This is a genomic window from Hyphomicrobiaceae bacterium, assembly GCA_041397645.1.
GTDB lineage: Bacteria > Pseudomonadota > Alphaproteobacteria > Rhizobiales > Hyphomicrobiaceae > Hyphomicrobium_B.
In genome coordinates, this window is sequence record JAWKWE010000004.1 from 1,403,870 (window position 1) to 1,418,502 (window position 14,633).

Genomic DNA, 14,633 nt, shown 5'->3' on the forward strand with positions numbered 1-14,633 from the left:
CACTCTGCTTCAGTAAACGGCACCTGTTCTCCACGCAAGTCTCAGGGACCGGCGTTGCCGGAAATTCCCGATAGCGCCAGTTCTGACCGCGCGCGCACGGCGCGCACGGCATCGGCTAAGCTGTCGTGGGCCGGTAGTGTGAAGGCCACAGGTGTTAGCAGCGGGATATTCCATAGTCGAACTGAAAGGTCCTGCTGCAGCCATTGACGCAGGTAGGCCTGGCGTAGCCGTCCCGGCTTCACCGCATCGAGTATCGGCAACGTGGGAGTCATGCTCTCTCCGAGAACCATTCGGTACCAAGTGAGCATCGTCCATGCGGCTGTCTTCAGTCCTGCCTTGTCCAGCAGCGTATAGACCGCATCCCAGTCGACGGGCTGTTGGCGCACCAGCTTCTCGAAGTCTTTCACGTTGCAGGCGGAGAGGTTGTTCACGTAGCGGGCAAACACCGGATGCACGAGCATGACAATGAGCGCGGCTTCATTGTTCAGGCCGTAAAACCCCGCCGTTTTGTTTCGACCTTCTAGAAATGGCGTTGCAAGATCGCAGCGCGCTCGCCCGGGACGAATGATGTCCCAATGAAGATCGATCGTGACTGGCGCACGCACGAGCGTGACTTCGTGCGTCAGGTTTTTTTCATCGATGCGCAGTGTGAAGCCGGCTTTCTCAAGGAGGGATATTGCGTCGTTGCGCTTTGCTGCTGGAATAAGGATATCGATATCGTTGGCGCTCCGCAAAGCTGGTGTTTGCCACACCAACTCGCGAACATGAGTGCCCTTGAAGACAGCGTATGTGATGCCGGCCTGTTGAAAGAGACTATCGACCTCGGCAATGGCCGCGCGCTGGGCAAGATATCGACCTGCTTCTTCCCACCGTTTCGCCTTGAACGTGGCACGAAGACCATCGCTAACCGGTGCGTCGAAGGATGGGCGCGAGATGCGTTCGTCCCATAAAGAGGCCACTCCCTCATCGGCGAAGACGGCAACAGCGGTATGCGGGTCTGCGCTTTTGCACAGTTTTACAAGTATACCGCTGAGTTCCTGCGCGGTTGCGTCCGGATCGTCGGCACGGAGCATCAGGCGCTGGCGCACGAGCGTGTGCAACGAGAGCGGCGTATATTTGCTCGATGCGGCATCAGTCATGCTCGCACACCGAAATGATTTGTCCATTATCCATAGTGACGATGCGATTGGCGAGCGCCAGGCTTGCAGGCCGGTGTGTAATCAGGATGACGGTACGTTGCGACAAGACATCGTGGGCCTGTTGAATGAACGAGACCTCGCCATCTGGATCGAACATTGCTGTTGCTTCATCCAAGATCAGGATTGGCGGATTTTTGATAAGCGCACGCGCTAGAGCAATGCGCTGGCGCTGTCCGCCGGACAGGCGAACGCCACGATCACCGATGATGGTGTCGTATCCCTGGGGCAACGCGTGGATGAAGTCGTGCGCTTGTGCTGAACGTGCGGCGGCCTCGATCTCGTGAGTAGACGCGTCGACGCGGCCGAAAGCGATGTTGTCGCGCACGCTCGCATTAAAGAGCTGAAGCTGCTGCGGCACGAGGCCGATGGCGCTCCGAAGGCTATGCAGACTTACGGTTGAGGTATCGGTGCCATCTATCGAGATGGTACCAAACTGGGGTTGAAAGAACCCCATGATAAGATGCACGAGCGTAGTCTTTCCCGAACCGTTGTGTCCGGTCAATGCGATCGTTTCACCGGGCGCAATGTCGAGCGATATGCCGGTTAGTGCATTCGCGCGGCCAGGATAGGCGAAGCTGACGTCTTTCAGGCTGATCGCGCCGGCGGGTGTCGCTAGATCGGTTTTGCGTCGTGGGCCGGATTCGGGGATTTGCGCCAGAATGTGCTCAAGGCGTTGGAGCGTACCACGTGTGCGCTGGGTCTGTCCGTATAGGCTTGCAAGTCCGCTTAGGGGCCGTGCCGCAGCCGCAGCGTAGAGGAGGAAAGTCACAAGCTCGGACGGGGACAGATTGCCTTGCTGGATCCGGGAACTGGCGAACCATACGATGAGCACGACGGCGCAAGATGTGGCGAAGTGGGTTGCCGGCTCCAGTAGCGCATAAAGCTGCTGTTGCTTGATAGCGAGCTTCTCCACGTTGCGGACTTGTCGGTTGTAGCGTTCCGATTCAGACTTCTCGCGCGCGAAGGCCTTGATGGCGGCTAGCATCGATAAATTTTCTTCGGCAGTTGCTGTTGCCTGCGCATAAGCATCCTGAAGCTGCGCCGAGATGGGGCGCATCCGTCGGCCAATGAGCTTAAGAGCGATGATAAGGGCAGGCATAAGAAAGGCGACAGCGATGGCCAGCACGGGATCAATGCGGATCAACATCAAATAGGCGCCCGCAATCGTGAGGAAAAGCGGCAGCGCGGAAAGCAGGGTGCCTGTGATGTAACTCGAAACCTGGCCGGCTTCAAAGGTAAGCAGCGCGAGCAGATCGCCATGTCGGTGAGCGTAATGAAACGTGAGCGGTAAGGACTGAAGATGGTCATATATACGCATGCTCAAGTCGGCCAGGATGCGCTGCTCGGTTCTGTTGGTGACGATGGCAAGCGCGGCATTGACCGCCGCAAGAAGAGCAAGCAACGCGAGTAGTGCAAGGACGATGCGGGTCGGATTGGCAGAGGCGGATTTCAAGACGTCGCCAGCGAGGACACCGCCGAACCAGGGTATCGAGAGCGTGATTGCAGTGCTGGCGAGCATCAGCCCGAGTGCCAACGCCAACGGCGCGCGGTAGGGCTTTGCAAAGCCGATGAGCATTCGAACGTTCATTGCACCGCGCTTCGCAAGCTGTGCGCGACTTTGCGACCGCTATCGGAATTGAGGCCGACATCATCGGGTCCGGGAAAGAACGCTGGCGAGCGGCCGGTCAACCGGTAATAGGCGAGTGCTGCAACCTCGTATGCGACCATCGGCTCGACGTAGCGCCGCGGGATGTCTCTCATCGGCACGGGCCAGGGCTCGACATGAAAACCTGCCGCGGAAAATGCGCCCATGGCGCGTGGCATGTGCAGGGCCGTTGTCACGAGAATCCAACGCTCGCCGGATCTCGGTTGCGCGATGCGTTTTGAGTAGACCGCATTTTCATATGTGGTGCTGGCGTCCGGTTCTAAGATGAAGCGCCCAATCGGATCGGGCACTTCTTTCAGCAGCGCGATTTCGTCATACCGCGCGCCCGTAAGGATAAGGCGCGCAGCTGGGAAGCGGCGAGCTAGTTCGAGCGCGCCGCGGATGCGTTCGTCGCCTCCGCCAGGCACTATGAACCCGGCAATCGTATCTCCTTGATCGATCTGCGTTCGTGCGAAGCGCTGTTCGATCTCCGGTTTCAAGGCCATGAGCAGTGGCGGCAACAGCAAGTGATAAGCGACACTCGCTGACCCAAGGCAAGCAAGAAGAGTTGCGAAAATCGCAAACGCTCGTTTGTTAAGCTTTCGAATGATTGTCATGTTCTTTCGACGAGCCAATCGCCAAGCACGAGTAGATCCATGCGTGTGCGCAAGAAGCAGTCGAGCGCCTCCTGCGGTTGGCATACGACTGGTTCGTTTTCGTTGAAGGAGGTGTTGAGAACCATCGGCACGCCGGTTATGGAGCGAAAAGCTTCGATCATTGCCCAATAGCGCGGGTTGGTCTGCTTATACACGGTCTGCAGTCGGCCAGATCCATCGACGTGCGTAACGGCGGGAATGAGCGCTCGCTTCTCTTCCCTGATCTGGAACACCTGCATCATGAACGGCACGTCGGCATCTTCTTCGAACCATGCTGCTGTGTGCTCTCTTTGAATCGAGGGGGCAAAGGGGCGGAAGTTTTCGCGCCGTTTGATCTTAAGATTGAGAATGTTCTTCATGTCTGCGCGGCGCGGATCGCAAATGATCGAGCGGTTTCCGAGTGCGCGCGGACCCCATTCCAACCGGCCTTGGAACCAGCCGACGACAGCACCATTGGCGATCGCCTGCGCAGTATGCGCGCAAAGTTTAGCTTCGTCGTCGATGTTTGCGACCCTGCATCCTTGCGCTGCAATCTCACTTGCGCGCGCTTTGAGCAAGCCAGAGATATCCTCGCCGGTGGCCTGAGGACCAAGGTAGGCGTGGTCCATCACTGAATGTTTCAGACCAGAGTCGGCCGCCAGAGCTGATCGCCGCGGACTGAACGTGGTCTTATCGCCTGTCAGTGAATGCCAGACGTGTATCGCGGCGCCGATCGCGCCACCGGCATCGCCTGCGGCCGACTGCACATACACACGCTTGAACGGCGACTTACGCATGATCTTGCCGTTGGCGACCGAGTTCATCGCACAGCCTCCAGCAAGCGTGATGGCGTCGAGCTTGTGGTGAGCGTGCAGATGGGTGAGGAGGTGAAAGAATGCCTCCTCGTACATGGCCTGAACGGAGCGGGCGAGATTGCGATGGTTCTCGGTAAGTGGCTCGTCTGAGGCGCGGGCGGGTCCAAGAAGCTCCTCAAGCTCCCTTGAAAACAAGCGTTCGACGTATGGACTTCCGCCTGACCATTCGTAGGAGATCTTTTCGCGGTGATGACGGAAATAGCGTGTGTCGAGAGCAAACGATCCGTTGTCCTTCAGCAAAACGATCCTGCGCATCTTGTCGAGGTGAACGTGTTCCCCATAGGGCGCAAGGCCCATGACCTTGTACTCGTCTCCATAGTGTGGAAAGCCAAGGTACTGGGTGAGTGCCTGATAGAAAACGCCGAGCGAATGAGGAAAGTAGACGCGACCGTCAATCGAGATCGAGGTCTCGCTTCCCCTCCCCCAGGCTGCACTGGAAAAGTCTCCAAACCCGTCCACCGACACGACGCTTGCGTCACGAAAAGGCGAGACGAGAAAGGCTGACGCCATATGGGCGAGATGGTGCTCTATGCGATGTATTTTGCCGTCGAACGATTGTCCGCGAAAAGCATCGGTTAGCTCGCTCTCGATGGAGTGGCGTTTGCTTTGATTTCGTAGCCGATCAGCGATGAGCCGTACGTCGGGACGCTGGAATAGCGCATAGGCGACCTTGCGGCCGAAGTTTGCCTTGGGATCAGAGTTGACGGCGATGTGCTCGACGTCGGCCAGCGAGGCTGCGACGCTTTCGATGCAATACCGTATAGCTTTCGATGGAAATCCGGCCCAATGCTTGATGCGTCGAAAGCGTTCTTCTTCTGCCGCTGCCACGATGACGCCATCGCGGACGAGGCACGCGGAAGCATCGCCGTGATAAGCGTTAATTCCAAGAATGAGCATCAAGCGGTCTCTGGATTCGTTCCGACAAGTCGGCCCCCGGCAAAGTTATCCCCGCCCTCCCGGCTGGATCTAGATTGGCCTCCAACGCACGCAGCCGTTTCGGCTGAATTTGCCTGGAGGCTCGATGAGCGATACGACGACCAACCTCGGTCTGCCCTACATCATGGCGGCGCAAGCTCAAAAGCACGTCACGCACAACGAGGCCTTGCGCGCTCTCGATACTATCGTGCAGCTCACTGTGCAGGACCGCGACTTGAGCGCACCTCCGGTCAGTCCCGTTGAAGGACAGTGTTTCATCGTGGCCGCTGGCGCGACGGGCGCGTGGTCGGGGCAGGAAGGTCTCGTTGCAGCCTATCAGGATGCAGCGTGGCTGTTCTACCCGGTTCGCATTGGATGGCGCGCGTGGATTGTCGATGAGTCGGCGCTTTTTGTGTGGAACGGAAGCAGTTGGCAACAGGCCAGTGTCGCCTCGCTCAATCCTGTGTCGCTTGTTGGCGTCAATGCGACAGCCGATACGACCAATCGTCTTGCGGTCTCTTCCGACGCCACGCTCTTCAATCACGCCGGTGCGGGCCACCAGATCAAGCTCAATAAGGCGACTAGCGGCGCCACGGCCAGTCAGCTCTACCAAACGGGATTTTCCGGTCGCGCGGAGATTGGCACCACAGGCGACGACAATTTCCATTTCAAGGTCTCCGCCGATGGCGCGACGTGGCGTGAAGCCATCGTGATCCCAGCAGCAACCGGCATTCCGCGCTTGCCCGCGGTGGCCAAGGCTTCGCTGCCGTCGGCGACCAGCGGAGGCGCTGGCGCTGTTGTGTTCGTACCTGATGAAGCAGGCGGGGCAGTGCTTGCCTTCAGTGACGGAGCCAATTGGCGACGTGTCACCGACCGCGCCATCGTCTCGTAACGGAGTGTCCAAATGTCCGCTCATTATCGCGTGACCTTCAACGCGGCCAACAACGAAGATCTTCGGCAGGGCTTTGCGCTTACCGACCAGGACGGCGCTCCAATCAGCCTCGCGCAGACGCAGCTGCGTATGGCGCTGGCCGATCTGTCGGGAACCGAGCGTTTGGAAGCCTCCACGCAGAACGGGCACGTGGTGATTACCAGCGAGTCCGACGGGCAATTCGAACTTCTCATTCCCGCAAGCCAGATGGCAACGCTTCCTGAGGGCATCTATCGCCACGACATGGTCCTGACGACGGGGAGCGCGACGCGACGAATCTGGACTGGAACGTTGGCGCTGGTCGAAGGAGTAACGCAATGAGCTGCGAAGTCATCCGCATTGCGGCAGTCGATGTCAGTCCGATTATTCTGGCCGTTCCAGCCACCGACGATATTCAACTTCAGCTGATTGGTCCGCAGGGGGTGCAGGGTGAGACGGGTGCCATCGGCCCGCAGGGCGTCGTGGGTCCTCAAGGTGTGCAGGGACCGGCAGGGCCGACAGGAGCGCAAGGTATCGCGGGTGTGGCGGGGCATGGATACGGTGGCACGTCGTCGTCTTCTTTGAGCGTTGGTACCGGCTCCAAAACGATTGTAACTCAGTCGGATCTGGCATGGCAGCCTGGAAATGCAATTCGCCTCAGCAGCGGAGCGGTCTGGATGGAAGGCGTCATAACCGCTTTCGCGTCTGGCAGCATGACGATCAATGTCACGCTCAGCAACGGATCGGGCACCTACGGAAACTGGGCGCTCGGCCCTGTCGGTGGCGAGCCCGGTACCGGCGCTGTCGTTTCGGTCAATGGCCAAATCGGAGCGGTAGAATTTCCTGTTATCGGAGCGAGCGATGTGCTGCGCGTCGATGGAATGGAACTCGCTGCCATCGTGGATGCCAACGATAACGTGCTGTTGAAATTCTCCAGCGACGGTTCGGCAGGATTTCCGGCTCTCGATGCAGTGAGCGCCAACTTCGGCGACATAACGATTGCCGGATCCTCCACAGAACAGGTGTGGGGTGTCGCCTACGGCATCGTTCATAGCGATAACAGAGTGGGTTTTTGCGTCCTGGACGACGGGCGCGTTCTGTTGCCGGGTGCAGACGTCGCCAACGCGCGATTTGCCGTCGATGGTGTTGAGGCCTCGGCCGTGCCCGCCAATCAAGCGGCCGACTACAACATTCACCTCAACAGCGGACAGAGCCTCGCCTTGGCAGGAAGCAGTGGACCGATCGTGTATGCGGCCGGCGATTCCATGTTGAACGCAGGCGAGACATCTCTGAGTGCACTCAGCACATCGAGTTACGGCGTCGGTGTTGTGGCAACGGAGCAAGTCAAGTTTGCACTCAAAGGAGATTCCGGACGAAACGTGCTGCCAACTCCCGTGTTCGAAAACGACGATTACATCCAAGTGTTCTCGTCGAATGCGATAAGCGGGGCCGAGATCGAGCAGATGCAGCCGGGATCTACGCCGGATCACTTCGCCGATCACATGACGGCGGTTGGTGACATTGTGGCCATCGCCGCAGCGGCCGGACAGTGCGCGCAAGTTCCTTATCTCACGTGGATCCACGGCGAGAGCGATGTGTCGGATACCAACTACAAGTCCGACCTTTTTGCAATTAAGGATGCCTACAATGCGCAGGTGCTCGCGATCACCAAGCAGCCTAACCGATTTCCGTTGATCTACACGCAGCTTGCAGGCTCGAACGATGCGGGAATTCCGAAGGTCGCAGAAGCTCAATGGCACGCCTGGCAGGAGGACGCGGAGTGTCTGCTCGCCTGTCCGCTTTATCCATTCCCCTACGCGGGAGCCTTGCATCTGACGCCAGCGGGCTATCGCTGGCTTGGCCAGATGCTTGGAAAAGTCTGCTATCAAACAGCCTACATGGGCAAGGTTTGGAAACCGCTTTATCCCATCTCGGCCAAGCTGCGTGCCGGGAACGTCGTAACCGTAAAGCTCCATGTCCCGCGACCGCCTGTCGTGATCGACACCAGCACAATCCCCGCGGCGGCCAACTATGGGTTCCGGGTATTCGATGCCGGCGGAGAGGTGGCGGTTTCCAGCGTTGCGCTGGTCAATGGTGATACCGTGAGGCTGGCTCTCGCCGCTACGCCGGGCGCTTCGCCGGTGGTGGAGTACGCCTGGCGTGACGATCCGACGAACGGCGGCGTCGGGAATTTCGATGGCCTTGGAACGCATGCGGTCCGCGGCAACATCCATGACAGCGACGACAGCGTGGCCGCATACACCGACCAAACCTATCCTCTGTGGAACTGGCTTGTACGGTTTCAAATTCCGATCAGTGTCTAAGGAGTAAAGCAAAGATCATGGGCTATATTCTCAAGCTGCCGACGGCTGGCGATACATCTTTGCCGACGCTTGGAGACATCGGTTACGTTTCGAAGCAAAATCTGAAGGGCCTCTATCTGATCGATGGCGCAAACGGCCTTACGGATGCCAGTGGTAACGGAAATCATCTATCTTTGTTGAACGGCTCGCTTACGCCACCCTTCAGCAGCGGCGTTTTGCAATTTCGGTCTGCGAACGCGCAACGTCTCAGCACCGGCATCGCGGTTACAGGGCCCAACGAGACGATCATCACCGTTTACAAGAAGCTCTCCGCGCCCTCAAATGGCCAGAATATTTTCGGTCACGGCATTGGGCTTTCCACCGACAACACCAGCCCGATGTCGCTGATCGATAGTTTTGACGCCACGGCTGGAAAGGTGGTGAAGATCTTTGGCCTCCAGTCGAAGCGTCCCGAGGTTACGTTCGGAGATAATGGCGTCGGCGTATGGCGATGTGTCATTGGCGTTCGCGATCAAAACGGTGTGTCCATTTCGACCGATGGATCACCCCTCGTTACCCAGCTCTACGCATCCGCTCAGCCGGGCGCTACCACGAGCTATGTCGACATTGGGGAGACCGCAAGTGGGTTTCGACACCTGGATGCGGATCTCGGCTTGTTTGCCGTCTACGAGCGTGCACTGACATCCGCCGAGATCGCCAGCACATACAAGGCCATCAAGCGCATCATGGCCGCGAAAGGTATTACGATCTGATTGGATCATGATCTAAGCTGCTCGGCCTTTCGCCGAACTTTTGTACTCGCGAACCGTCGATGACAGACGGCTCGATATGGCTTGGCGGATCCGGTGCGTGTGCCGCTCGAACATCCACCACAGCAACGCAGCTATTGCGACTGAAACTGCGATATAGGCGATAACGACTGCGAGACCATAAGGACCGGGAGCAAACTGGTTTGGCGCCTGAAAGGTGAACCAAAGAAAGGCAAGAAGAGGAAAATGCGTGGCATAGAGTGTGAAGGAGATGTTGGAAAGCGCTGATGATGCGCGCACGTAGTTTGCGTTCGAAGCGGGCGCCGCGGCAAGTCCGGGCAGTAAGAGCGCGAACGCAACTCCGAGTGCCAAGTCACCCGTGAGATCGCCAACGGCGAAGATTCCCCACTTTGGGGCGACGATTGTTGCAACCACGGTAGAGAGCGCTAAAGCCGGGTAAGCGCGGAATCGAAATATTCTCTGAAGCGAAGCGACTTGCGATGTCCAGTGCATGAGGGCACCCAGCATCCAGATGCCTCCGAGAACAACCAATGTCGTGGGAAGTACGGCACACAGTAAAATAGTTGTCGAAAGATACACTAATCGCGCAAGCGAAGAGCCCTTCCCAAAAGCCGCTACAAACGCGAGCGGCGCAATCGCGTAGTACCAAAACTCGTTCGCCAAGCTCCAGAGTGGACTATTCGTGCCATAGGTCGGTGCAACAATCGTTTGTAGAAAAGAGACATTGGCAAGCAGCGTCAGCAATGAGGTATCTGCAGGCGCAGCTGCGGATGGTCCGCTCGAAAGTAGGTCATGAAATACGCCATCATATCCAGTCGCACCGTTCAAGTGTCTTCCGAGGGTGTCGAGGAGAAACGTAATGGCGAGAGCGGGCAGAACGACCGTCCACAGGCGGGTAAGGCGCGTAATGCAGTATCGGGCGGGAGACCAGCATCCTGCAAGGATTTCGGACAGAGCCCGGCCGCCAACGAGAAAACCGCTAAGGGCAAAAAAGGCGATGACGGCTTGATGGCCGAGGCTCGTGCAGAAATAGAGTAGCTTGGTTGAAAGGTCTGGGTTCTGTAAGGTCGCAAAGTCAACGAGCGCGAACCCCCTACTATGTCCGGCGACGACAGCAAGAGCAGCTATTCCTCGGAGCATGTCGAGGTGCGCAGCGTGCTGGATCTTGGCCGGTTGGGTGTCGCCTGTCATTGCGGTGTTGCAGCTTCTCTACGGCCGCGCCCTTCAACAAGATGCGGAACTCGCCAACCGATGAGCATGACCAGCACAGATAGTCCCAAGCCAACGGCCGCAAGGAGAAGGTTGAGATAGAGGACGTCTGCCGTGGATTGGAACGGCCAGTTGAAGCACGCGGCCAGAGTGATACCCAGCTGGAGCACGGCCAGTGGCGGATCAAGTCCGACCCAACCTCTCAGGCGCGCGCACAGAACCAGGAATGATGTCAAGACCGATGCCGACGCTGTTGCGGCGAGTATCACAACCTCAGCGGTTAGATGGGCGTATTTAGATCCGATCAATAGCAAGATGAGTTGGGGAGCCGCCAAGGTCACCGCGAAAAGCATAGCACAAATGCCGGCTTGGATAGTCAAAGCGCCTGCTAGAGATTTGGCAAAAGTCCGATCGTCGGTAATCGTTGCGAGTCGCGGGACCACGACGATAGTGGCAAAGTTTCCAATGATTGCAAAAATCAGAGAGATACGCGAGAGCGCGAAGACATCGGCAACGGCCACCGTTCCTGCGCGGGTTGCAGTTAGCCACATTACGAGGGGATCTCGGAAGGTGAAGACGAGAACTGACGGGAGGACGCTGATAAAATAGCGGCGCAGATCGGCACTATCCTGAGGAGAAGGACGTTCCTGCGTCCAATAGGATCGTTCATTCCGCTTTATGTAAGCGGCTGTCGCGGATGCGCCTAGGAGGCCGCCGATGAGCGCGAATACTGCGCTAGTAGCGCCACTGACCAGCATCAGTAGGGCTGCCACCAAGCGCACCGCGCTGCCACTCGCCTCAGCGATATAGCTCGTTCGTTGTCGACCTTCCAAGAGCAGAACGTGACTGGAGACGGACACATTCATCTGCAGCCAGGTTTGCGCTAAGGCCAAGCCAAAGCACAATGAGACCACAGTAAACACATGTCCGGCCTTAGGTGCCGAGCTGAGCAGCATGAATGCGCCAGCAATGCCTGCCAGCACGAATAAAATGTCTCGGATACGGCGTACTAAGGCGAGTTTGGTGTCGAAGTTGGTCTTTTCCTGGAGACCTCGGCGCCAAAAGTAGCTGAGCGAACCAGTTATACCAAGATCGCTACCCACGGACATCATGCTGATCGCGGTCATGCATAAACCAAACAGTGCATATTGCTCGACGGGCATTGCGCGAACGTAGATGAGGCCCGACAGCAAGCCCGCCGCCTGACCGAACCCCTTGGCGAGTGCAAAGTCAAATATCGCTTTCACCCAGTATCTCAACGGAGCGATCTCTCGCGCGCTCACGATCGTTTCAACGTAGCCACGATGTGGCTAGAGAGTCGGCTTCGTAAAGCGCGAGGTAGACGGCGGCTACCTCCTTCAATTGCGCACAACGCCCGCGACGGAATAAAGGGGTGCAAATAGCGTAGCTTGATATGTCCTGACGTTAGTGGGTTGGTGATCAGGTCGAGATGTTCAACTGTCAGGCCGGCTTTGTGGGCAAGGCTGAGTACCTCATCTTCATACAGTAGGAAGATGTGACCATCTGAATTGGGTTTGAACTGGACATGTTCAAATGCCGATGGATCTGGGTGATCGGAAAATCGTGGGAGTCTGTTCAGAAAATAAGCGCCGTTTGGGGTGGTTATGATCACGTGCCCCTTAGGTCGAACGAATGTACTCAATTTGCGAAGAAATTGATCTGGATGAGCGACGTGTTCAATCACCTCCGTCGCCAACACAACATCAAATTTCTGCCTGTACTCTTCGCCAAGATCAAAAATATTTCCCCCAACAAAGGCAACATCTACGCTGCTAGGAAGTTTAAGGCGCACGTAGTCGATTAAGTGCCCGCGAAGATCATTCCACGTTACGTCATATCCCAAGGTCGCGAGCGCTATGGAGAAATTGCCACTGGCTGCAGCCAAGTCCAGGATACGGGCTGGCGGCGAACAAATTGCGAGAATAGACTCGATAGTTGCAGCACGCCGATTGCGGTAGCTCCAACTATAGCCAGGGTTGCTCTTGTCGTCCCAGACCTCGACTAGATCGTAATGGTAGGAGTCCTTCCAATCTTCGGGCCAATCAGACGAAAATTGAGGGCGCAGTGAAATGGGGTATCTTTCGACAGATTCTATCATGTGGCTTAGTAGATTCAGCTTTCAGAATTTGCCTTCGGGCGTCAGCACCGCTTCTAGCTCTCTAGCCAAACCTTCGGCTCCGGCAACGGACAGGTGTTGCGTGTCACGCACGAGAACGACGCCGTTGCGCAAAGGTCTGCACACATCTGCCCCGCAAACGCCGTCGATTGGATCCCAGATGCGCGTGCCGGGTACGCGATGAGCGACGGACTTCAGCATGTCTAGTGCGGGCCCTCGCTCAACGTCAACATCGACCCGATTGCGTGTGCAGGCCGAAGGTTCTTTGCGAGCCACGCAGTGTGGAACGAGAAAGGGATAGCCAGGTACATCGGCTATAAGGATTACGCGAAATCCTGCTTCAGATATTGTTCGCACCAGTTTTTCGAGCTGGGCTGAGTGGTCGATGCTGCGCTCATAACGCGCTGGAACGGACCAACGGGCAGCGAGCGCCACGACACGCGCGCCCTGAGCATACAAAGTCGAAAGAGACGCCAAGACCGCGGAATTGAACGCGGCGCAGTTGGCAGCGAAGTCCTTTTGGCCGGGCAAGGCGCCGTCAGCGTTGAAAGTGTAGGGGCGGCAATCTCCCGAAGCTCTTGGCAGAGCTTTCTGGCCTTTAGCGATTCCTGCGGCCGCGAAAGCAGGAACGAGATGGAAAGCGTTTGAATCCCCCCAAAGCATGATCATTGGTCCTGTGGCAGCGCCGACCAGGCAGCCATCGACAGGTCGCAGCCCTGCAAATGGATAATCAAAATGACTGCATTCTGCTGGGTATGGGAAGTCGTGCTCCTGAGCAGTATAGGCGGCGCGGAGCAGCGGAGATGCCGCAAGTTGTGATGCGGCGCTAGCGTTGAGGCTAAGAGCTCCTATCGTAATCAAGGCTAGTATGGCAAATGCGCTCGCGATGGAGGTCGCGGCGTGATTAAACGGAAACGGATGATATCTGCGTATAGGTTCTTCGATGCTGACGTAGGTGATGAGCGAAAGTCCAAGAGCCACGAGAACAAGAAGAAGATCGCGCTTCAAGTCGTCTTGGCCAAGCGCGCCCGCGCGCGCAATTGCAAGCAGCGGCCAGTGCCATAAGTACCATCCATAAGAAAGCTTGCCGATTGCGACCAGCGGGCGAGCGGCAAGATACTGTGAGATCCGATTTTGTCTCCCGGAGAGTCCATAAAGTATGCCTGCAGTTCCGCTTACTGGAAGTATGCAGGCATACCCGGGAAACGCGGTTGTCGGTCCGAACGTCGCGATGGCGAAGAAGATCGCAAGCAGTCCGCCTGCGAGGATGACGGGGTTCAGCCAGTCCAAATGGAGCCGGCGCGGCATCAAACCGAGCAGTGCGCCAGCACCAAATTCCCACGCGCGAAAGGGCGTGAGATAGAAGGCCGCCGGCGGTCGCCAATAGGTCACGACGATTGATGCAGTGAGCGAAAAAAAAGTGCCTATCGCGAGCGCCCACAACAGCGTCGAGCTTAGGGTGGCGCTTCGGCGCTTCGCAAACGCGCAAATCATAATCATCGCCACCGGCCATACGAGGTAGAACTGCTCCTCTACCGCGAGTGTCCACATATGAAGAAGTGGCTGCTCTTCGCTAGAGCCGGCAAAATAACCCGTCTGAGTGCGCCAAAAGAAGATGTTGGCAAGAAAGGTAGCCGTTGCGACGGCGGACGCGGCAAGGCCTTGTTGCTCGCCAACAGGCGTCAGGAACAATCTTCCGGCGACTAATGTGAATATCAAAACCACTGCCAGCGCAGGTAACAGCCGGCGAACGCGCCTTGCGTAAAATCCCGGTATATCGAGACGTCCCTCGCGTTCAAGCTCTCTGAGCAAAAGTCCGGTGATCAGAAATCCGGAAATGACGAAGAAGACATCGACGCCAACGAAGCCGCCGGTCATCCCCGGAACGTGCGTATGAAAGCCGATAACGGCGAGAACTGCGATAGCGCGAAGACCGTCGATCTGGGCGACGTACGATGAAGGCTCGGCCTCGCCTGAAACGTTCGCTACGGATCTTGATTGCGGGCGCATCTGT

General features: G+C 57.3%; 12 protein-coding genes. 4 read left to right on the top strand and 8 right to left on the bottom strand.

Annotation, left to right across the window (positions count from 1 at the left end; translation table 11 throughout):
- Positions 1–41: 41 nt before the first annotated feature.
- Genes R3D51_06455 through R3D51_06470 form a run of 4 tightly spaced genes read right to left on the bottom strand, consistent with a single transcriptional unit; the run spans position 42 to position 5,251 of the window.
- Positions 42–1,139 carry a nucleotidyltransferase family protein gene (locus R3D51_06455; GenBank protein MEZ5899120.1) on the bottom strand — a complete coding sequence of 366 codons (1,098 nt, stop codon included), beginning with the start codon at positions 1,137–1,139 and terminating at the stop codon, positions 42–44.
- Complete coding sequence (locus R3D51_06460; protein MEZ5899121.1) at positions 1,132–2,787, bottom strand: ABC transporter ATP-binding protein; 1,656 nt, start codon at positions 2,785–2,787, stop codon at positions 1,132–1,134. The genes R3D51_06455 and R3D51_06460 overlap by 8 nt, the downstream gene beginning before the upstream one ends.
- Positions 2,784–3,461 carry a YdcF family protein gene (locus R3D51_06465; protein MEZ5899122.1) on the bottom strand — a complete coding sequence of 226 codons (678 nt, stop codon included), beginning with the start codon at positions 3,459–3,461 and terminating at the stop codon, positions 2,784–2,786. Before R3D51_06465 ends, R3D51_06460 begins: the two co-directional genes overlap by 4 nt.
- Positions 3,458–5,251, bottom strand: a complete 1,794-nt coding sequence (locus R3D51_06470) for a carbamoyltransferase C-terminal domain-containing protein (GenBank protein MEZ5899123.1) — start codon at positions 5,249–5,251, stop codon at positions 3,458–3,460. The genes R3D51_06465 and R3D51_06470 overlap by 4 nt, the downstream gene beginning before the upstream one ends.
- A gap of 124 nt (positions 5,252–5,375) precedes the next feature.
- Between R3D51_06470 and R3D51_06475 the strand changes: the two genes are divergently transcribed.
- Genes R3D51_06475 through R3D51_06490 form a run of 4 tightly spaced genes read left to right on the top strand, consistent with a single transcriptional unit; the run spans position 5,376 to position 9,255 of the window.
- A complete protein-coding gene (locus R3D51_06475; protein MEZ5899124.1) occupies positions 5,376–6,161 on the top strand; it encodes a DUF2793 domain-containing protein in 786 nt (261 codons plus the stop codon).
- A 12-nt stretch (positions 6,162–6,173) separates the two neighbouring features.
- Positions 6,174–6,521 (top strand): hypothetical protein, encoded by a 348-nt coding sequence (locus R3D51_06480; GenBank protein MEZ5899125.1) that lies wholly within the window; start codon positions 6,174–6,176, stop codon positions 6,519–6,521.
- A complete protein-coding gene (locus R3D51_06485; protein MEZ5899126.1) occupies positions 6,518–8,503 on the top strand; it encodes a hypothetical protein in 1,986 nt (661 codons plus the stop codon). Before R3D51_06480 ends, R3D51_06485 begins: the two co-directional genes overlap by 4 nt.
- A gap of 17 nt (positions 8,504–8,520) precedes the next feature.
- Positions 8,521–9,255: a hypothetical protein gene (locus R3D51_06490; GenBank protein ID MEZ5899127.1), complete on the top strand. Its 735-nt coding sequence runs from the start codon at positions 8,521–8,523 to the stop codon at positions 9,253–9,255.
- 12 nt (positions 9,256–9,267) lie between these two features.
- On the opposite strand, the gene R3D51_06495 is transcribed toward R3D51_06490, so the two are convergent.
- Genes R3D51_06495 through R3D51_06510 form a run of 4 tightly spaced genes read right to left on the bottom strand, consistent with a single transcriptional unit; the run spans position 9,268 to position 14,629 of the window.
- Entirely contained in the window at positions 9,268–10,464 is a 1,197-nt protein-coding gene (locus tag R3D51_06495) for an acyltransferase (GenBank protein ID MEZ5899128.1), read from the bottom strand.
- Positions 10,461–11,729, bottom strand: a complete 1,269-nt coding sequence (locus tag R3D51_06500) for a hypothetical protein (GenBank protein ID MEZ5899129.1) — start codon at positions 11,727–11,729, stop codon at positions 10,461–10,463. Before R3D51_06500 ends, R3D51_06495 begins: the two co-directional genes overlap by 4 nt.
- A gap of 32 nt (positions 11,730–11,761) precedes the next feature.
- On the bottom strand, positions 11,762–12,601 hold the full coding sequence (locus R3D51_06505) for a methyltransferase domain-containing protein (protein MEZ5899130.1): 840 nt from the start codon (positions 12,599–12,601) through the stop codon (positions 11,762–11,764).
- Positions 12,602–12,622: 21 nt separating this feature from the next.
- A complete protein-coding gene (locus tag R3D51_06510) occupies positions 12,623–14,629 on the bottom strand; it encodes an acyltransferase family protein (GenBank protein MEZ5899131.1) in 2,007 nt (668 codons plus the stop codon).
- Between the last annotated feature and the right edge of the window lie 4 nt (positions 14,630–14,633).